18 protein-coding genes are annotated in these 20,229 nt (G+C 46.9%); 6 read left to right on the forward strand and 12 right to left on the reverse strand.

What is annotated here, in order from left to right; genetic code table 11:
• Positions 1 to 23: 23 nt before the first annotated feature.
• The 7 genes from HNR77_RS09145 to HNR77_RS09175 form a co-directional block, all read right to left on the reverse strand.
• Positions 24 to 953, reverse strand: a complete 930-nt coding sequence (locus HNR77_RS09145) for an ABC transporter permease (RefSeq protein WP_184182786.1) — start codon at positions 951 to 953, stop codon at positions 24 to 26.
• A 79-nt stretch (positions 954 to 1,032) separates the two neighbouring features.
• Positions 1,033 to 2,505: an ABC transporter substrate-binding protein gene (locus HNR77_RS09150; protein ID WP_184182789.1), complete on the reverse strand. Its 1,473-nt coding sequence runs from the start codon at positions 2,503 to 2,505 to the stop codon at positions 1,033 to 1,035.
• A gap of 147 nt (positions 2,506 to 2,652) precedes the next feature.
• Positions 2,653 to 4,185, reverse strand: coding sequence for a response regulator transcription factor (locus HNR77_RS09155; protein ID WP_184182792.1), 1,533 nt, complete (start codon positions 4,183 to 4,185; stop codon positions 2,653 to 2,655).
• Positions 4,186 to 4,275: 90 nt separating this feature from the next.
• Positions 4,276 to 6,099 carry a sensor histidine kinase gene (locus HNR77_RS09160; protein ID WP_397366432.1) on the reverse strand — a complete coding sequence of 608 codons (1,824 nt, stop codon included), beginning with the start codon at positions 6,097 to 6,099 and terminating at the stop codon, positions 4,276 to 4,278.
• A 204-nt stretch (positions 6,100 to 6,303) separates the two neighbouring features.
• Positions 6,304 to 7,218, reverse strand: coding sequence for a tetratricopeptide repeat protein (locus tag HNR77_RS09165; RefSeq protein WP_184182798.1), 915 nt, complete (start codon positions 7,216 to 7,218; stop codon positions 6,304 to 6,306).
• A gap of 99 nt (positions 7,219 to 7,317) precedes the next feature.
• Positions 7,318 to 8,853 carry a replication initiation and membrane attachment family protein gene (locus HNR77_RS09170; protein WP_184182801.1) on the reverse strand — a complete coding sequence of 512 codons (1,536 nt, stop codon included), beginning with the start codon at positions 8,851 to 8,853 and terminating at the stop codon, positions 7,318 to 7,320.
• Between the two features lie 417 nt (positions 8,854 to 9,270).
• Positions 9,271 to 9,564, reverse strand: a complete 294-nt coding sequence (locus HNR77_RS09175; RefSeq protein WP_111269556.1) for a YuiB family protein — start codon at positions 9,562 to 9,564, stop codon at positions 9,271 to 9,273.
• Positions 9,565 to 9,790: 226 nt separating this feature from the next.
• Between HNR77_RS09175 and hemQ the strand changes: the two genes are divergently transcribed.
• A complete protein-coding gene (gene hemQ, locus HNR77_RS09180; RefSeq protein ID WP_184182804.1) occupies positions 9,791 to 10,537 on the forward strand; it encodes a hydrogen peroxide-dependent heme synthase in 747 nt (248 codons plus the stop codon).
• A gap of 410 nt (positions 10,538 to 10,947) precedes the next feature.
• Here hemQ and HNR77_RS09185 read toward each other — a convergent pair whose 3' ends face one another.
• Positions 10,948 to 11,202, reverse strand: a complete 255-nt coding sequence (locus HNR77_RS09185) for a hypothetical protein (protein ID WP_123064683.1) — start codon at positions 11,200 to 11,202, stop codon at positions 10,948 to 10,950.
• The gene (locus HNR77_RS09190; protein ID WP_184182807.1) at positions 11,199 to 12,392 is read right to left on the reverse strand and encodes an NAD(P)/FAD-dependent oxidoreductase; all 1,194 of its coding nucleotides are present in this window, start codon (positions 12,390 to 12,392) and stop codon (positions 11,199 to 11,201) included. Before HNR77_RS09190 ends, HNR77_RS09185 begins: the two co-directional genes overlap by 4 nt.
• A gap of 519 nt (positions 12,393 to 12,911) precedes the next feature.
• Here HNR77_RS09190 and HNR77_RS09195 point away from each other — a divergent pair.
• Positions 12,912 to 13,913: an NAD(P)/FAD-dependent oxidoreductase gene (locus HNR77_RS09195; RefSeq protein ID WP_111269492.1), complete on the forward strand. Its 1,002-nt coding sequence runs from the start codon at positions 12,912 to 12,914 to the stop codon at positions 13,911 to 13,913.
• A 100-nt stretch (positions 13,914 to 14,013) separates the two neighbouring features.
• Complete coding sequence (locus tag HNR77_RS09200; protein ID WP_184182810.1) at positions 14,014 to 14,265, forward strand: hypothetical protein; 252 nt, start codon at positions 14,014 to 14,016, stop codon at positions 14,263 to 14,265.
• Between the two features lie 21 nt (positions 14,266 to 14,286).
• Here HNR77_RS09200 and sda read toward each other — a convergent pair whose 3' ends face one another.
• Positions 14,287 to 14,430: a sporulation histidine kinase inhibitor Sda gene (gene sda / locus HNR77_RS09205; protein WP_111269493.1), complete on the reverse strand. Its 144-nt coding sequence runs from the start codon at positions 14,428 to 14,430 to the stop codon at positions 14,287 to 14,289.
• A 356-nt stretch (positions 14,431 to 14,786) separates the two neighbouring features.
• On the reverse strand, positions 14,787 to 15,446 hold the full coding sequence (locus HNR77_RS09210) for a YheC/YheD family protein (RefSeq protein ID WP_184182812.1): 660 nt from the start codon (positions 15,444 to 15,446) through the stop codon (positions 14,787 to 14,789).
• A 234-nt stretch (positions 15,447 to 15,680) separates the two neighbouring features.
• Here HNR77_RS09210 and HNR77_RS09215 point away from each other — a divergent pair, with 234 nt between their 5' ends.
• Positions 15,681 to 15,935 (forward strand): hypothetical protein, encoded by a 255-nt coding sequence (locus tag HNR77_RS09215; protein ID WP_184182814.1) that lies wholly within the window; start codon positions 15,681 to 15,683, stop codon positions 15,933 to 15,935.
• 26 nt (positions 15,936 to 15,961) lie between these two features.
• The gene (locus HNR77_RS09220; protein WP_184182816.1) at positions 15,962 to 17,488 is read left to right on the forward strand and encodes a Ppx/GppA phosphatase family protein; all 1,527 of its coding nucleotides are present in this window, start codon (positions 15,962 to 15,964) and stop codon (positions 17,486 to 17,488) included.
• Here the strand turns inward: HNR77_RS09220 and ppk1 are convergent.
• A complete protein-coding gene (gene ppk1 / locus HNR77_RS09225; protein ID WP_184182818.1) occupies positions 17,448 to 19,529 on the reverse strand; it encodes a polyphosphate kinase 1 in 2,082 nt (693 codons plus the stop codon). The genes HNR77_RS09220 and ppk1 overlap by 41 nt on opposite strands.
• Positions 19,530 to 19,775: 246 nt before the next feature.
• Between ppk1 and HNR77_RS09230 the strand changes: the two genes are divergently transcribed.
• Positions 19,776 to 20,003 (forward strand): hypothetical protein, encoded by a 228-nt coding sequence (locus tag HNR77_RS09230; protein WP_111269498.1) that lies wholly within the window; start codon positions 19,776 to 19,778, stop codon positions 20,001 to 20,003.
• Positions 20,004 to 20,229: the final 226 nt, after the last annotated feature.

Raw genomic sequence — 20,229 nt, forward strand, 5'->3', positions numbered from 1 at the left:
AGGTTCACTCCTTTCTCGTAATCCTAGAATAAGCTGCTGTCTTTATCGATTTTGCGAACCACGTAGTTCGAGATGATGACGAGCACAAACCCCACAACCGATTGATACAAACCTGCTGCTGTGCTCATGCCGATCTCACCGCTTGTTTTCAGCCCCCGATAGACATACGTATCTATGACATTTGTAACGGAATACAATGTTCCCGAATCTCTCGGCACTTGATAGAAGAGACCAAAGTCCGCGTAGAAGATCCGGCCCACGGCCAGCAAGGTCATAATCGTAATAATTGGAGACAGCAGCGGTATCGTAATATTTCGCATCTGCTGCCATTTGCTCGCACCATCAATCATGGCGGCTTCATACAGCGACTTGTCGATGCTAAGAATAGAGGCTAGATAGACGATGCTGTTGTATCCAATCGTTTTCCATAACGCAACGAAAATCAGAATATACGGCCAATACTTGGCCTCTGAATACCACTGAATCGGTTCGAACCCGAACCAACCAATAATCTGGTTCAGCATGCCTCGATCCATGCTCAGGAAGCTGAATACAAAGTAACCGACGATAACCCAGGATAGAAAGTACGGCAGAAACATCCCGGTTTGATACAGCTTGGCAAGACGTTTGTTCATCAGTTCGGAGAGCAGAATTGCGAGTCCAACCGCAAAAACCAGACCGAGAAAAATGATCGCAATGTTATAAAGAAGTGTATTGCGTGTAATCAGCCAGGCATCATTCGTGCTGAACAGGAACTTGAAATTGTCCCATCCCACCCACTCACTCTTCATGAGGCTGGCCCAGAAGCCTTCACGGCTGAAGCGGTACTGCTTGAAGGCAGCGACGGTGCCTGCCAGCGGCAGATAAGAGAAGAAGAAAAACCAGATAGCGCCGGGCAGCACCATGAGCAGCATGACTCGGTTTTTGATCAGATTTTTCAAAAGTGTACTCATTGCGGATATCCTCCTTCAGGCTGTGAATGGAAAAGGATCGAACGCTACAAGCAGCCGCCCGATCCCATCTCCCGTATCCTTACTTGTTCTCTGCTCTCCAGGCATCCAGCTGGCTTTGGGCTTCAGCCATCACTTTCTCCAGTCCGGCCTGATTGAATTTCTCAATCACTTGATCCAGATTGGTTGCCGGGTCGATTGTGCCTGTCATCAATGCTGCCCAATACTGCTCTTTCACGTTCTGTACCGCTGTCAGTTCAGCAGATACTTTGCTTGCATCAAAGTTAAAGCTGAGGATTGGCGAATCCACGCCTTCTGCATTGAATGTTTTGAACTCCTCCCATTTATTATCCGGATCATTGCTGTTGAGATAGAGCAGCATGTTATTTCCGAGGGAGTAGGAAGGCATATCGTAGTTTTTCGATTCAGGCAGATTTTCCATATGAGTGTCACCCACTTTTTTGTAGTGTGTACCCTCAATGCCTGAGTCCACCATATTACGCAGCACAGGGTCTGTATTCAGCAAATTCAGAAATTGCATTGCTTTCTCTGGATATTCCGAGTTGGCCGATATAGCCATGATGGAGCCTTGTACGGATGTGTTTGTAATAATGGCATCACTTGCCGGGGTAGATACGACAGGATAACCATAACTTGCCGACCATTGATTGTCCGCGAGCGGCTGCGTCTGAGCTCGATCCAGAAACCAGTTGCCCGATGTTGTCAGATCGTTGGTAGAGCCTGTTGATGCAGCTTCTGGAGACGCATAACCCGCTTTATAGTATTTGTTCATGGTGGTCAGCGCTTCCTTCATCTCCGGTGTCTCCAGAATGTTAACGATCTTGTAATCGGTTGTGTCCAGCTTCACCGCCATCGGAAGGTTCTGGATCACATAATCGTACGGCACATAAGGCACGTAGTTTTTATCCATTGCAAAAGGGGTAACACCTGGCTCATTTTCCTTGATCGTTTTGAGCAAAGGCTCCAGACTGTCTAACGTTCGAACACCCGAAGTGTCGAGCTTGTATTTATCCAGCAGCGTTTTGTTGAAACGCCAAACCTCCTGCTGCGGCAGCTCCTTGTTGGCAGGAATACCGTAGTTGTGACCGTCTACCTTGGAACCGCTCAGGAAAGCAGGATTTATCGTTTTGATGAGGTCCTGGCCGTATTTGGGAAGCAATTCATCCAGTTCCAGAAATGCACCCTTTCGGGCATTTTGCACATAGTCAAAACCTCCAGCAGAAGTAAAAATAATGTCCATCGGTTCACCAGATGCTACGTTCACTTGCATTTTCTGAGAATAATCACCCCAATCCACCATTTTCATGGTCACGGTAGCATTCATTTTCTCTTTGGTGTATTTGCTAACTTCCTCCATGACTTTATTGACATCCTTCTGCGGGGTACCGATGGTGTACCAGATCAACTGCACAGTATCGTTCCCTGCTCCGGCGGATTCCGACGCCTCTTTGCTGCCACCGCATGCGCTAAGAACAAACATAAAAGCCATTAACAATGAAAGAACGAGCGAGTAACGTTTTTTGCTTTTACTCATTTGCGTGATCCTCCCTTTTTGTGTTTTCTTCTTTTGCTCCCTTGCTGTTATCAACTAACTGCTTTAACCTTATCGAATGAAATCGTTTACAAAAAGAAGATAAACTTAAGGTTTCGAGGTACAAATTAAAGAGAAATGTGCATCTGGTCACCCAAACACTCTAAAGTCCGTCGGTGAGATGCCCACATACTTGCGGAACTGTTTATAGAAATACCCTGTCTCCCAGTACCCTACATTCCGGGCAATCTCATGTACCTTGAGATTGGAGGTGCGCAATTGCTCTTTGGCACGCTCAATTCGATACTTGTTGATATATTCGGCAAATGTTTCACCTGTCTCTTTGTGGAATAGCTGCCCCAAATAAACCGGGTGCAGATGATACTGTGCACCGAGCAGCTTCAAGGAAAGCTCTTCAGCATAATGCTTTTCAATGTGCTGCAGTACCTGACTCACAATGGGATTTCTCATGTCCTGAATAAGGGACTCCACCGTCCGGGCTGCCACCTGCTGCAATGCATGTACCAGTTCCTCAAAGGATATACTATCCAGCACCAGACGAAGTCCCTGCTGACAGATTATTGTTTCCTCCACATGTTTGATGCTCTCCAGCTCCATCTTGAAACGGATGACGACTTCCAGCGCTGTATTCTGCAGCTGCTCAGGTGTTAGTTTATGACGGTGCTGTTCAAAATCGGTGCGAATTTGCGCAGCGAGCTGCTCCGTACTGCGAGACAAAATGAGTTTGGCGTAGGCTCTCCAATCTATAAAAAAGGCCCCCCCAGCATAACCTTGCTGGTCCAGCATCGTATAATCGATCACCCGCCGATCAGGATAGATCAACACATACTGGAGTGCCTTTTTCGCTTGCTCGTAACTGGCAGGCGCCTGATAAATTCCATGCACCAAGCGGCCTGCACCAATATGCAGATCGGGATACGTCACCGTTAGCCCTTCTGCCAGGTCCTGCAAATCTGACATCAGCCTGTCTGCTTCCCCCGCATCGTCTCCTGTATTGGCTACAAGCACGATATCTCCATCCATATCCCGAAAGAGGTTCAGATGGGATTGCTCTGCAACCAGCTGTTCAACTTGTGCAAACAGCAGCTCCGACCTTTGCACCTGACCTTTATGACCTTGATCACGCAGCACGGCAACAGTGACATAAGGTGCAGCGAGTGAAAGATTCATGAAACGGGCACGCTCCTCAAATTCCGCTGCAGCAATCTGCCCGGTAAGCCATCGATGCAGAATATTGTCCTTTAATATCTGAATACCGTATTTTTCTTCCAGACGCGGTGTAACGAGCTGATCCAGCTTCGCTTCTGTGTTACGAAGCGTGGATTCCAGTTCATCTACGTTAATCGGTTTGAGCAGATAGTTTTCGATGCCGAGCTTCATGCCTTCTTTTAAATATTCAAATTCATTAAATCCACTGAGAATAATCACCTTCAGCTCCGGCTGCAGCCGCCGGGCTTCCCGAATAAGTTCAAGTCCGTTCATCAAGGGCATGGAAATATCCGTTATCAGAATATCCACCGGCTGACAGGGAAGAGCTTGCAGAGCGGCTTGTCCGTTGCTCGCATGGTTTACAATTTCCATCCCGAACGCAGCCCAATCCACAATATCGTATAACCCCTCAATGATGAACGGCTCGTCGTCCACAATAAAAACCTTGTACATGACATACACACTTCCTTTCCGAATTGTATTATAAGAAAATTTTATAATGGTATTATAAGGAAATTCATGAATGGTATTGATAAGGAGATCTCAAGAACGCAATTGATAAGGAAATCTCACTCTGATCATAGTCCCTTGCCCAAGAGTGCTCTCAATCGTGATTCCGAACTGTGGACCGAACAAATATTTCAAGCGACTGTGTACACTCCGCAATCCAAACATCTGGCCGGATTCTTCTGCACGTTCCAGTTCCTCCTGAATTTCTGCAAGCCGGGAAGCATCAATGCCTTTACCATTGTCACGCACCTCGATCTGCAGCATGTCCCCGGCCTCGTGCACCTTGATCGACAGTTTATTGTCACTACACTCTGTGCGCATACCATGTACCACATAATTTTCAATCATGGGCTGCAGCGAAAGCTTCACCACAGGGTGTTCGTAATACTTGTTATCCATCTGTATCGTATATATAAAAATATCCTTGTACCGGATACGGAACAGCTCCAGATACAAACGGCAAGCCTCCATCTCATCTTTCAGCGTGTAATCAGGCTTCTGCTGCACCAGACTTTTGAACAACACCGACAGGCTGTAGATCATCTCCCCTACATCTCTTGCCCCCTGTGAAATGGCCCTCATACGGATCACTTCCAGTGTATTGTACAGAAAGTGCGGATTAATTCGTGCCTGGAGTGCTACCAGCTCGGTCTCCTTTTGCCTGATCTCTGCTTTGTATACTCGTTCAATGTACAGATTCAATTCATCCAGCATATCGTTAAAACTGTGCGATATTTGTCCCAGTTCATCTTCTCTGGCATCATCAATGCGTGCTGACAAATTGCCGTATTTTACTTTTTGGGTGAAACGAATGATTCTGCGAGTACGCTTGGCAAAGTTAATAATGAAAAAGGCCGGAACAAACACGGCAAACAGCAGAGAAATAAAGCTAATGGAAATAATGGTATTCCGAATCCCTGCATACGCTTCTGCCATCTCTTTTACAGGTACTGTGCCAATGACGACATACCCCTGATCAGCAGACACAAATCGGTTCACATACATGTTCTGTTCCTTCTTCATCGCATCCATATCGGTCTGGTCAAACAGTGAATCTGCCGCTTCGACATAAGGATACCTCTTCCCGTAGTACCTGCCGCCGGAATCGAATAATACCGTGCCTTTAGCAGACAGCACTACGATATCCCCCTTCAGATTCCGCTCATAGTTATCCAGTGCACTGCCGATGCCCTTTGAGTCAAAAAAAATGAGAAACTGCCCCATATTGCGCAAGGTCTGTGTATTGTTAATGGGCACACGTATGGCATACAGTGCAGGGTCCCATAGATTGATCGCCTTGCGAATCCAGTAATTGGGTGCATTGATATTTGGCATCTCCATAGCCATCACATCGGGAATATAAGATCTCGCTACGTTGGCGTCCAGCCTGCGGAACTGCTTATACTGATTGAAGGTGAACAAGCTCTGCTTCTCGGCACTGTACAGCATCAACTGATGAATGTCCGAATTGCGGTCGATCATGTTCTGAAAATGCCTGAGCACCTCGGCCGAATAGTCGTCCCGATTGGCGTAATAACCGTTCGTCATATGCTGAGCATACTCGGCATACGAGTGGTTCATCAGATAAATAATGTTGGCAGATAAAGCCTCATTCTGATGCATATCCCGCACCATGTTCTGCACCAATTCATACTGTTGATGCATGTAGCGGTCTACATGTTCCATCGCAGCCTTCTGAATGGCCAATTCCCGGCGAATGGTGGAATCCGATACAGATAGAAAAATAAGATAGGACAGCGTAATCATCGTAACGATCGAGATCAGCGAAAAGATCAGCAGCATTTTCATAAACATATTATTTTTGAAAAAATTATTGTAAACGCTAACAATTTTCAAGCTGGCTCCCCCTTTGCTGCTCGTTTTTCTGTCTTGCATTATATCACCCGCCCTCTGACATATCCTTGTCACGCGCAACTATTCTTTAATTTATACCTCGAAATCTTTAATTTGGCCTGTAGAACAAAAACAACCCTGTCTTTTCCCTGAAGGGAATGGAGAGGGCTGTTGATCTGCTGATCTATTGATCATTTGATAATTCATTCAATCCTTATATTCCGAATGACCATGTCTGGAGCAGCCGAACAAGTAACATACTGAATTTACGGATGTCATGAAATCCAGCGGTGGAACGTACCCTTCGGAGATTTTGGCAAGAATGTGCGTGTACTCCTGTTTCTCCGTTTCCAACTGCTTGAGGTACACGGCTTGGTCGCTTTCTGTCCATTCCTCCTCACACAGCTCCGCCTGCTCTTCCTCGATATCATCCTGTTTCAATTGAATACATTGCTCCGTGATTTCAATCGCAGCTTGCATTGCATTCATTTGCACCAGGGCATAAATATATCTGCACACCCAGTCAGGTGACTTGTAGTACGTGTTCCATGACTTTTTAAACCAGTGAACCGCTTCAGAGAAGCATTGCAACTCCACATACAGCTCGGCCACATGCACTTCCCCGGCAAAATGCTCATCCTGTTCTGAAAAAGCATGCAGCATATGCTTGGCTTCATTCATTCGCCCCATTTTAATCAAACAGTAGATGTGACTGTACATCGCGTAATCCGAAGGCTCCGCACTTTGCAAAAACAACGCCGCAGCCTGATCCCATTCTCCCAGATGGTACTTGGCGACAGCAAGATTGTTGCAAGCTTCTTTGGAGGTCTCGATGGCAATCGAACGCAATAATACAGCCGCCCCCTCAGCCCATCTTTCCTCCCGAACCAAGATCTCACCCAGCAAACTGTAAGGAAAGTGTGAAGCGGGATTAAGATTCAGCGCTTCTTGAAGAAGCTTCATAGCCCCCTCTACGTTACCTTCTTCGTGATAATAGATCCAGGCCAGATTCGTCAACGACTGAACATTTCTTGATTCGCTTAATGCTGCTCTGAACAGAGCTAACGCCGCATCATACTCATTATTTTCATAACACTCGATGGCTCTTTGGTTTTTACTCAAGCGGTACGCCCCCCTCCTTGCATATGTGTGACCTGTGTACGCCCTACCTTTGAAAAAAAGCGAGCCACCTCTTGATAGGGGACCCGCCTGTATAAACGATTATAAAGTTCCTTTTTGCTTGCTGGCCTGCATCTGCTGGGCAAAACGCATCATCTCTTCAAACTCTTCCTCCGATACGCTGTCCTCATCATGGCTTATGTCTTGTACAATCGGAATTTCGGGTTTGGCTTTGGTTCCTTTGCCGTATGTACGGGTGCGGGTTCCAGCTGCTCCTGCAGCCTGCTTGCCTTTTACCTTGGCCTGATCACGAATATATTGCACAGCCTTCTCATACGTATTGACCTGCTTCAGCAGCATATTAGAGGCAATGGCCTCAACAAAATTACGGTTAATTCGCTGCTCTCCGCCCGATACAAGCAGAGCCATCAAATAGTGAATCAAGACGTTGATCACTTCTCCAGGCAGCTTGTAGCTCAGATCAATTTTCGCAAAAATATCAATCAGATTGTCCGGCACAGCTCCCGGGAAGAACGTCTGAAGCAGTCGGGTATACGGCTCGTTGCGCAGCATCATGTTGTACTGGTGAATATCACACTTGGTCGCGAACTGCGGCGGAACCTCCACATAATACTCCATCTGAACCACATGCTCTACCGGCGGCTCACCTGCATCGGCATAAGGCTGTGGCTCCTCCATGTGCTGCCGAAGTGCAACCACTTTGGCGGCTTGTACTGTCTGCTGCTCCTGACGTTTCTTCGTCTGTCTGAATTGCATGCTCGCTTTGTGCTGCAGCTCATCCAAAAGCAGCTGGCCCTGCGGATTAAAGACATCGTCCTCATCCAGCAGCCGGCATACATCCTGCACACTGAGATTAAACTTGTTCACAACATAATTGACAATCCCAAGCTGTTCATGATCAAAGCGCAGCTGTTCCACATAACGACGGTTCACCGACTCCCGCGGGAATCGTAAAATAATGTCGGCATAATTCAGCGTCATCTCTTCTGCTGCATCATTGGTGCCTGTTCGCTGCGCGGAGCTGGATACTTCGGACAAGGCCTGTTCCAGCTCATAATCAATGACATGGGTGTTCAATTCAAATATATCGTAGAAGGGAACAGAAATATTTTCTTTATTGGCAGCGGAGTAGGGCGCTTCCCCATTCTCGGCAGCCGAGAATCCGGCTCGCAGGGAGAGCACTGCAAACTTGCCAATTTTATCTCGAAGCAGCAGTGTCAAATGCTGTGTACGGAAAAACTCTGCCGGCGAGAGCGGCGGCTGCAGCTCATACTCGTAGATGTAATCGTCATTTTCGGGAGTGTACACCCGCGACGTCTGAAGAAGGCCCACAGCCTCCAGCTTGGACGCCTGCTCAACCAGATATTTACGCCCCTTCTCACTAGGCTCCAGCCCAAGGGTCATAAATAACCTGCGCTGCTGCTCCAGCGGGGAATAACCGACCTGTTCTCCGGGAAGATGCTGAAATAACAGCCGATACAAGCCGACCGCAAAAGCACCTACCATAGGCTGGTAAGCTCCTGTAAGCATGCGGTCGTCCAGGGCGCTTAGTCCAAACTCCCTGTATACGCAGTAGCGATGATGTTCGGTATAATGATGCAAATTCTTCATGCGCATAACCTGATCTCCTCTTTCCCAAAGACTGTTTTTCTATTCTATCATAAAAGTCCGATCCTCAAATGCTCAAAAACAGGTAAAAAACGGACTCGTTCTCACTCCGTTTCGTCCTAGATCGACATCGTTCACGTTTTCGCAGAATTGGGCGAATTTTCAAATAAAAATGATTCACTCCATAAAGCCGCGCTAGATTACTATAAAAGCTGTGGTCCCGGATTACAAGTGAAAATATAGTCCATTATTTACTTCATATATATGAGAAAACGCGGACAGACATTCCCCTTCTTCATAGTATAGGGAAAAGCTTTTCAAATCGAGCATGCAAAAAAAAGCCTTTCCTTTGCACGCGTATGCGTCTGCGTCAAAGGCAAGACTTTCTCCAATTTAGTAGCGGCAGCTGCCTTCACTTTCAAGCCATCAGAACATGCGATATCCGCCCAGGCGCAGCTTCTGAATCGTCCAGCCGCTAATAATGGCCCCCGCCAGTCCGGCAACTCCTGTCATATAATCTACCAGCTGGAATGATGCCAGATGTGACATGAGCGTGGACGAGTGATCCCATAAGGAATATACCACCACAGGTAAAATGACGATAACAAACAAATAAGAAGGAAACCAGGTGGTCTTCATAAGCATATTCAAAATGAAACCGATACCAAACATCATCACAAAAAATAACACCATTAACACAAGCACCGGTATAAATTGCATTGGCTGCGTTCACCTCTTCTTTCACCCATTCGGTTTTCTCTTCTGGATAGTTGTAAGTTTACCGCAAAAAATGTGGCGAAGCAACGAACTTTCTGGACAAATCTGCCGATTTTCACGAGAAGATCATTTGCCCTTCTGCTTCAGGATGGGATACAATATAACGATAAAGCACTGAACCATCCCTTACCGGGATTTGGAAATATAACCTGCAGGAGGAACAAAACCCATGAACGAAGCAGCATCAACCCTGGAGGGCTGGTATGCCCTGCATGATTTTCGCTCCATGAACTGGACCGCTTGGAAAGCAGCAGATGATGAAGAGCGTGCTGTTGCCCTGGACGAGCTTCAGGAGTTTTGGAACGAATGGAAAAACGTGGAGCAATCTTCCCAAGGCAGTACCGTAGTTTATACGGTGATTGGCCAGAAGGCAGACTTTGTCATGATGCATCTGCGTGAAACGCTGGAAGACCTGAAAGCTGTTGAGAATGCTTTTAACAAAACAACGTTTGCCAAGTATACAACAAAAGCTTACTCGTATGTCAGCGTGGTTGAACTGAGCAACTACCTCGGCAAAGAGGGCGAAGATCCGATGCAAAATCCGGAGATTGTTGCTCGTCTCAAGCCGGTGCTGCCGCAGCGCCAATATATCTGCTTCTACCCGATGAACAAAAAGCGTGAGCTGAACGACAACTGGTACATGCTGTCTATGGACGAGCGACGCAGCATGATGCGCAGTCATGGCATGATTGGTCGCAGCTATGCGGGTAAAGTGAAACAAATTATTACCGGCTCTGTCGGTTTTGATGATTGGGAATGGGGCGTTACCTTGTTCGCGGATGATGCACTGCAATTCAAAAAGCTCGTTTATGAGATGCGTTTTGATGAAGTAAGTGCACGTTACGGCGAATTTGGTTCATTCTATGTGGGAAGTCTGCTGAATGAAAGCTCATTGGAAGAAATGCTGAAGCTGTAATTGGTTTCACACATGCAGGGATCGTGCAGCTTGCCTTCTATTGAGGCAGGCTACACGATTCTTTTTAATCTCAGGACAGCAAACAAAGCACCGCGGATATATCCTTTAAGGATCGCTCTGCGGTGCTTTGTTTCATACCTATTACGTACTTCAAGCTTGATTAGGATCTGTATAATTTGAATTGTTTAATGTTTACACAAAAACGGAGAGGACAGAAAAAAACTGGAAAAGCAGAGCGGTCGCCTGAAAGCTTTCTGAAAGAAAGCTACATCGGAAGCATTCGCTGAACACCGAATTTTCCCCTTTGACAAAAGGTAATCAAAAAAAATCTGGGGATAACAGCGATTGAAAGGTTGTTCTGTCATCGGAGTGTTTCGTGTAAATTAATCTCTTTCAACTTATACAATGTTTTAATCCTGCTCCTCTTCATCCACAGCTTTCAGAGATTCCAGAAACTCGGCCGTCGCACGATCGCGATCACGACTTTTTTCCTTCAGACGCTCGATTGCTGGCAGGATGAGAATATCCACTTCCTTCTGCACGATGTAGGCGAGGTCATACTGGTTCTGTTCCTCCAGATAACCGCCAACCTGCATCAGTCCGTTGTACCGATCCAGTTCTTCCCGCGTTAACAGACCACGAACCTGCACACTGCAATGTCTCATCCGAAAAACCGTCCTTTCCTCAGGACCAGCGGAATACCTCCGATGATGAACAAATAGCGCAGATCCACCAGCTTCTTCAATTGTGCTGCCTTCCAGCCCTTATATTTCTTATCCCCAACGACAGCAATCGCTTCTCCCTTACCCAAGGAGGCAACAGTACCTTTGCTGGTGAATTCAAAAGGTTGAGGCTGCTTGTTGCGAATGGCTGCGACAATGTTCTTCGCACAGTTCACACCCTGCTGCATCGCAATCTGTGCTGTTGGTGGATACGGTCTGCCCTCCTTGTTAAACACAAGGGAGTTGTCCCCGATGACATACACATGCTCATGACCGGGAGCACGCAAGTATTCGTCCACTTTCACACGTCCGCGCATCACTTCAAGCCCAGCCTGTTCAAGTAAGGAATTGCCCCGAATTCCACCCGTCCATACCACTGTAGCCGCCTCAATCTTCTCGCCTTCTCCGACGATAACCCCGTCAGGCAGGCACTGCTTGATCGGGACTCCGATTTTAAACGTAACCCCTTTTTTCTTCAGCACATTCATGGCATGCTCGACCAGTTCGGGATCAAACCCCGGCAGTGCAGATGGAGCCGCTTCCACGTTATAGATGTGTACATGCTTGGGATCAACGTCAAACTCCTTGCACAGCTGCGGGATACGGTCTGCCAGCTCGGCAACAAATTCAACGCCGCTAAAACCCGCTCCGCCCACAACGAACCGAATACGGTTTCGTTTGTTATCGTTTTTGTACATGGCAAATTGATATTCGATATGTTCACGGATCAGCCTCACCGAGTTGATGCTGCGAATGGTCATGGCATGCTCAAGCATGCCTGGTATGCCGAACGTTTCCGGCTCTCCGCCAAGTGCAATAATCAGATAATCGTAAGACAAGGTGCCGTCTTCCAGGATGACCTTGCGATCCTGAAGCCGAATCTCCTTCACGGAGGATTTCACCAGATCAATCTTGAACTCGTCAATCAGCTTGGAAATAGACACTCTCGCGTGTTCGATTTTATCCGTGCCGGCTGCCGGCATATGTAGATGTGTAGTAATATAATGATAATCATGCCGATTCACTAATGTGACGTCAGCTTCGTTATAGTTCAGTTCCTTCTGCAGCCGCTGGGCTGTCAGAATTCCGCCATATCCCGCTCCGAGAATGACGATTTTGGGAATGCTGCTCATGTCTGTACCCCTTCCGGTTTTGCTCGCACCCTCCCTTCAACAGGTGGAATGCAATACACTTCCTTAAAATGCTCTTACTTACAAGTATTGATGAGGTCTTATCCATTATGACGAGAAATGTAAACTTCGTGAATGTATTTGAAATTCTATACGCATATCATCGATTTAAGTTGTGAAATTAACCACAAGTTTCCACAAAACGCGAGGTTGTTCCGACCTGACATCATCACTCTAATTTTGACAAAAAAAACACATAGTACAGGTCAAGGATATCTGTATTTCACGTAAAGATCAAGGTTTTTTTTGTTATTTTTCATAACCTTTCATTTCCAATTTCACCCTATTCTCATCTGATCTTCATCAATTATTCTCAGATTCGTGATGCAGCTAACTTTGCAACCCTGATTACACCGTTTATAATAGGAAGGACAGTTTGACACCCATGCAGATTATGTGACGTAATTTGCAAAAATAAAACCTGTTCCTTACCTATTAAAATAAGAAAGGTGTTGTTAATTGTTGACTGCACAAACTTCCGGTCATGAAATGACCGATCTGCTTATTATCGGCGGAGGTCCTGCTGGGCTATTCGCTGCATTTTACGGAGGTATGCGTCAGGCTTCCGTTACACTCGTTGAAAGCATGCCTCAGCTTGGCGGACAGCTTGCAGCTCTTTATCCGGAAAAGTACATTTATGATGTAGCCGGCTTCCCGAAAGTAACAGCTCAGGAACTGGTGAATAACCTGATTGAGCAAATGAGCCATTTTAACCCGAACATCCGCCTGGAAGAAAAAGTGGTTTCGGTCGAGAAAAAGGAAGAACAGCATTTCATCGTAAAGACAGATGAGAATGAATATCATGCCAAAGCGGTTATTATTACGGCTGGTGTCGGAGCATTTGAACCTCGTCGCCTTGAACTCGAAGGTGCAGCCAAGTTTGAAAAAACAAATCTGCATTACTTCATCAGTGATTTAAACGCTTTTGCAGGTAAAAAAGTTTTGATTAGCGGCGGCGGAGATTCCGCTGTAGACTGGGCGCTTATGCTGGAGCCGATCGCTGAGCAGGTTACACTGATTCACCGCCGGGACAAGTTCCGTGCCCATGAGCATAGTGTGGAAAACCTGATGAATTCCAAGGTTAACGTAGTAACACCGACCGAAATTACCGAGCTTCATGGGGATGACACGATTACAAAGGTCACTCTTGCTCACGTCAAAACGAAGGAAACTCAGGAGATTGAGGTGGATGATGTCATCGTTAACTTCGGCTTTGTTTCCTCCCTTGGCCCGATCGCGGAATGGGGAATCGAGATTGACAGCAATTCTATCGTTGTAGACTCCCGTATGGAAACATCAATTCCTGGCATCTTTGCTGCGGGCGATATTACGACTTATCCAGGCAAGCTTAAACTGATTGCTGTCGGCTTCGGTGAAGCGCCTACGGCAGTGAACAATGCCAAGGTATACTTCGATCCTGAGGCGAAGCTTTCTCCAGGACACAGCAGTAATATGAAACGTTAATTGAACGATAATCACATCTTATGTGGTAAAACCAATCGCATAATTGGTACAAAAAAGGGTATCTTACTCCTGAACGATTCCATAATCAGGAGGGATACCCTTGTCTTATATATGCCCGCTGTGTAACGGTCTGGTTGTACCGGAGCAGGCTTGTCCCCACTGCCTCCAGGGACTGTCAGAATGCGGCAAATTGGAAGACTACACCGGACCATACAGCCCCTACGAACTTCAGACTTCCTCTGACATGGCAGACGAAACCGAGAGCGTTTGCAATCACCTGATGTATTGTCACCATTGTCAGACAAGCATCGTACAGCCTGTCTCTTTATGGGACTTGTCCGGAAACCTGTAACATTGCCTGCAATGAGGATCTCTAGTGAAGAATGGCAGATACGTTGGTATCCAGTTTGCGCTTATGGATTTCTGCCAATAGCAGCGCGATGAAATCTCGTTCGAGATCCAGTTCGATCGCTTTATGGTAGGAATCCAACAACATCTCATCGGATAACATAGCCATTTCCCGCCACAACCTTTCCTTTATTTTCCTCAAAACTATCATATCAGAGATTCTCAAAGAGAACAAGCGTTCTTGTTATCCACAACATCATGTGGAAATCCTGTGTATAGATTGTTGATAATTGGAAAAAACATAGAATATATAACAGTGGATAATGTGGACATTATTTATACACAGGACATATGAGTACCCTATTAGAACTACGAATAGACAAAAATTTAGAACTATTTTCATATTTTCCAGCGTTTCTCGGAATGTATTACCCAAGATTGAAAATTTTCAAACGCTTTTCTTACCATTCCTCTTGTATATACTATCGGTTTTTCCTGAATTTTCTTTAGTCTTTTTGCCTATTTTCATTGAGGTCTGGTATTCACTTCCAGAATCCATATTTTCCCTGAGTGATCCAGCCCGTAGTCAAAACCCAGCTGGCCTATGCCTGGAAGTTGACTTTCCATGATATGTGTACAAGTCAACGTCAAAGAACGCATCTCCCGACGTTTGTACCGATTCGCAATATGAGGCAGTGATAATGCCAGCGCCCTTTTGCCGGACAGCATCGTTCCTCCCCTGCTCAGATTGGTTACGCACAGACCGGGACGAGCCCATCTTCCGACCAAAGAACGAAATACCCAGCCCTGCTCAGTCTTGACCACCTTGACTCGATAGTCCACAGGTCTTCCGTGGATCGTGGCAAGATGAATGCCTTGCTGAATCAAATATTTACGTCTCGCCTTCACTCGCAAGAGAGAACGATACATCTGCCCGAAATTGTTAAATGAACGGCTAATGTTGACATGTGTATATCTGTAAACTCCGCCGCTCCGGGACACTCTGATAACACCATATCCACCACCGCCAACAATCGGTTTAATATATACCATTCCATAACGGTGGAGCATGTAGAGCAGATTGCCTGAATTAAATGCCTTCGTCTGCGGAATATGGGCAGCAGCGACCGGATATTTCATTAAAAGCGCCGTCTTGCGCCATTTGCTTGCTAATTGTCTCGACATAGGTTGATCTCCTCTCTCCAAACAATGGTCCTACCTTATACATACTCAACCCATGATCGGTTTTCTTGGATGATTGTCCAAGGCAGGGGCCCCTTTTCCAGGGAACCTGTCCCGCTTAGATTCGAGGAATACGAGACAACAGCCGCTCAGCTTTTCAAACGCTTCAATCTGTCGTATGCTACTAAAGAATGACTTGTAAAGGAAAAATGAGGATTTAAGGAGCGTTCAGAAGACATGGAAGCATTTTTCAAATCACTGTACGGTGTAGCCTATTTCGCAATGTCTATCGTTCTGGTTGCGGTGACGATACTTCTCTTTGTCATCGGTATTCGTCTTTTTATCAAAAAACGCAATCGAGGCTTTGCCCTGAGCTGCATATTGTTTGCCTGTTTCATCGTCTTTATCATCGTTGTTATGCTGACCACGCCCTTCTCTGCCTCGCCTCCAGGCTCACCGGAAGCGATGGCTGCCCTGTACCGTTACGGGTAACTGAACCTCTGTAGAAGGAGATATTTATGACACAACATCAAACACTTGGCATTGTTGATATCGGCTCCAACTCCATTCGACTGGTCATCTATGAGTTACATGACGAGGGAGCCTACCGCATTATTCATGAAGACAAATATGCCGCCAGACTCAGTGGAGTTGTCGAACCGGACGGTACAATCCAGCGGTCTTCACTGAATACGGCCGTAACGATTCTGCGTCAATTCAGAGCTACCTGCGAGTCTTACCAGACCTTGGACATTCGCGCCGCTGCTACAGCTGCCATCCGCAATGCGGTCAATGCGGCACAGATTATCCAGTGGCTCGAGAGTGAAACGGGACTTACGATTGAATGTGTCTCCGGCGACCGGGAAGCCTACTACGGATTTTTGGGTGTCATTCAGTCCATTGAGCTGACAGACGGATTTGTGGTAGATATCGGGGGCGGCAGTACAGAAATTACGGTATTCCGCAATCGCCAAAGATTGCACAGCGTCTCCCTGCCCATCGGGGCTGTAAATTCCCATGCGCGTTACGGTGGCGAGGATGAATGGACCGAAGAAAATGAACAGGCGCTGTGCGATGAGGTCATTGCTGCATTGCAGGATCAGGACTGGATCGGAAAGCATCCGGGGCTGCCGCTAATCGGATTGGGCGGCACGATGCGTACTCTGGCAAAAGTCGAACAGAAACGAATTCAATACTCGCTGCCGATTACACATCACTATGAAATTGGTGAGGAAGCGATGGAAAATATCGCTCGTACCTTGCCCTACCTGACCTCCGCTCAACGAAAAAAGGTGCCTGGCCTTGCCAAAGATCGGGCAGATATTATTGTGCCGGGTGTACTGATACTGCGCACCGTCTTCCGTCTCATTCAAGGAGATCGTTATGTCGTAAGTGGAGCCGGGTTGCGGGATGGACTGCTGAGAGATTATTTGGCTTCTGGTCAACCTGCAGCTCCAGATGCTCTGAAAGACAGCATTCGTAATTTCCTTCACTTCGGCCCGCCGATTCCGCGGAAGCGTCTGCAGCGTATTTATGAGGATATGGTTACGTTGTACACAGCGCTGCAGGGAGCTGCTCCTGATGCATCGGAAGATCATGTTCTGTACACTGCCTCCATGCTGCATATGGCTGGCAAGCAGATTAACTTTTTCCGCTACACACAGCACTCGGCATACTGGATTATGAACGCAAGCATTTACGGACTCTCTCATCGGGAAACCATTCTTAGTGCCATTGCCGCTGACTATCACCCGAAAAAAAGAACACCTCAGCTCATTCAGAAGCATGAGGACATTCTGAACGATTCGGATGTACGGCGCGCTCATCGAATCGGCTCGCTGCTGCGTGCAGCCGAAGCCATAAACCGCGCTGAGAGCATCGCCGCCATACATGCACACGTAGAAAAAGACTCGCTGCTGGTCACGTTGACCTGTACAGACGAGCCTCTTCTGGAATTGAACGGCCTGGAAGATGCCGTCAAAGATGTGCAGGAAGCTTGGGGAATTACGTTAAAACACTCCATTCAGCAGGCTTCCAAGGGATAATCCCCATCGCCTCCGTCTGACTTCTCAGCGGGGGCTTTTCATTTTTTACAAATACATAATTGCCGTTTGGCATAAGCTGTCTTGCCTTCACATTGTCGTTCAGAGACAGATTCAGTATATCCACCAGCATCTTCTTCAATGTCGGATCAAATACAGGACACATCAGTTCAATGCGCCGGTTCAAGTTTCGTGACATCCAGTCTGCACTTGAGATGAAAACGTCTGGATTCCCATCATTTTCAAAATAAAACAAACGTGAATGCTCAAGGAAACGATCCACGATGCTGATCACACGAATGTTCTCGCTCAGTCCTTCTACGCCTGGACGCAGGCAGCACACTCCACGCACAATCAGATCAATCTGTACTCCAGCCTGGGAGGCAGCATAGAGCTGATCGATGATATCCTGATGGGATAAGGAATTGATCTTCGCAATAATTCTTGAACGCATGCCTTTCAAGGCATGCTCGGTCTCACGCTGGATCAGAGCAAACAACTCGTCCTTCATCCCATCCGGCGCAACACGGAAGGCCTGCAGCGCCTTGGGTCCGGAGTATCCGGTAATCTCGTTAAATAGCTCGGATGCATCTTCCCCGATTACAGGGTTAGAAGTGAACAGCCCAACGTCTGTATACACTTTGGCCGTGCTCTCGTTATAGTTCCCTGTGCCAACGTGAACATAACGACGCAGCCCCTGCTGCTCCCGGCGTACAACGAGAATGATTTTGGCATGTGTTTTCAGGCCTACCAGACCATACACGACGTGACAGCCGGCCTTTTCCAGCTTGCGTGCCCAAGCAATGTTGCGCTCTTCATCAAACCGCGCTTTCAGCTCCACCACTACCGTGACCTGCTTGCCGCTCTCAGCTGCAAGAGCTAGTGCAGGAATAAGTCTCGAATCGCCATTTACCCGATACAGCGTCATTTTGATCGCCAGAACCTGCGGGTCCTCCGAAGCCTCCAGAATAAAGTCCGTTACCGGCTCGAACGATTCATAAGGATGATGAACCAGCACGTCCCTTTTGCGCAGCAGTTCAAAATGACTCTCTCTTGGCACAAACTCTGGCGGGTAAACGGGCTGCACCGCACTGTACTTGAGATGAGAGAAGCCGTCGAGACTATCTACAAATCCAGCGAGGAAGCTGAGATCCAGCGGTCCATCAATTTCAAAAATCGGGTCCTGAATCTCAAATTCATCCTGCAGCTCCTGCAGTGCGTCACTGCGGAAGTCTTTGCATACTTCCAGCCTGACAGGTGCCCCGCGACGTCTGCGCCGCAGCTCTTTTTCAATCGCCTCAAGCAGATCTTCAGCTTCCTCCTCGTTAATCGAAAGGTCAGCGTTACGCGTCACTCTGAACTCCTGCACAGCCAGCGACACATATCCGCTAAAAAGGGTATGAACATGATGTTTGATCAGATCCTCGATCAGAATGAATGTTTTCTTCTTGCTGTTCGCCCGCAGAGGAACCTTCACAATACGAGGAAGATTGGAAGGCACCTGCACAATGGCCATAAAGGGCTCGCCATCCTGCTCGTCTTCCTTTTGCAGCATAACGGATAGATAAACGGACTTATTGTGTACCAACGGGAACGGACGGCTCTGGTCAATCGCCATCGGGGTTAGCACCGGGAAAATAATGTCATGATAATATTGATCCATTGCTCGCTGCTGTGTCACGTTAAGATCGACATACTCCTGAATAAGCACGCCCTTCTTGGCGAGAAGGCGAATGAGTTCATGATACGTTTTATATTGCTCCGCGACCATGGCCCCGGTTCGTTTAATCAATCTGCGGTATAACCCCGAAGGGGTGTAACCTGTGAAGTCTTTTTGCGTAAATCCAGCCTTGATCTTCTCTTTGGTTTCCGCCAGTCTGACACTGACAAACTCATCCAGATTGCTGGCAACGATGCCAAGAAACCTCATGCGCTCCAGCATCGGCGTTGTAGAGTCCTGAGCCTCCTGAAGCACACGTCTGTTAAATTCAACCCAACTCAAATCACGGTTAACATAATTGCCTGTTTTAATGTCCTTATGCATGTCTGGCCTCCGAATGTGATGCATGTCAATTCTTATTCGAACTTCTTCTATAATTGTACTATTCGTAATCGACTCCAAGCGTCATCGGAATGTTAACGGGGTGTTAAATTTATGTAAATGATAACTCATGACCGCAACTTTTTCCATCCCTTTACAAAGCGCAATAGACAAGGTAAAGTGAACTACAGTGTGATTTGATCGGCTGTTGTTATTATTCCATATTAAAGTCATTTAAAGGAGTCTCCCATGAAATCGAACAAACCTAGAACGCTGCAAAAAAATATTGAATTTTTCACCGCTGCCCTGTCTCAATGTGTAGTTACCGCATGGCAGGAAGATCCGGCAGGTGTATATTGTGAAGTGGGCCGCGGCATCGTGGAGCGCATCAGTGATGAAAGTGTGCGAATCCGCAATGAAAATGGTACAAAGAGCCATTACGCACGCGAAACAACGATGTTTCAAACCGAGAAATAATTTTTGCGTAATTATGAAAAAAAGACTAGCTTTCCGAAACAGAGTGTTGTATACTCTTGCCACAAGGAAAGGAGGTGCGTCAACATTTCTAATCACATGTTGAACGTGTCCCTTACCCGATCCACTAGCTCCAATTAACAGGAGACTGATGGAGGCGCGGGATACGGATCAATGTTTCAAAAAGCGCCACGGGTAGAAAAGCCGTCTTCGGACGGCTTTTTGTTTT

This window comes from Paenibacillus sp. JGP012 (genome assembly GCF_014203995.1).
Taxonomy (GTDB): domain Bacteria; phylum Bacillota; class Bacilli; order Paenibacillales; family Paenibacillaceae; genus Paenibacillus; species Paenibacillus silvae.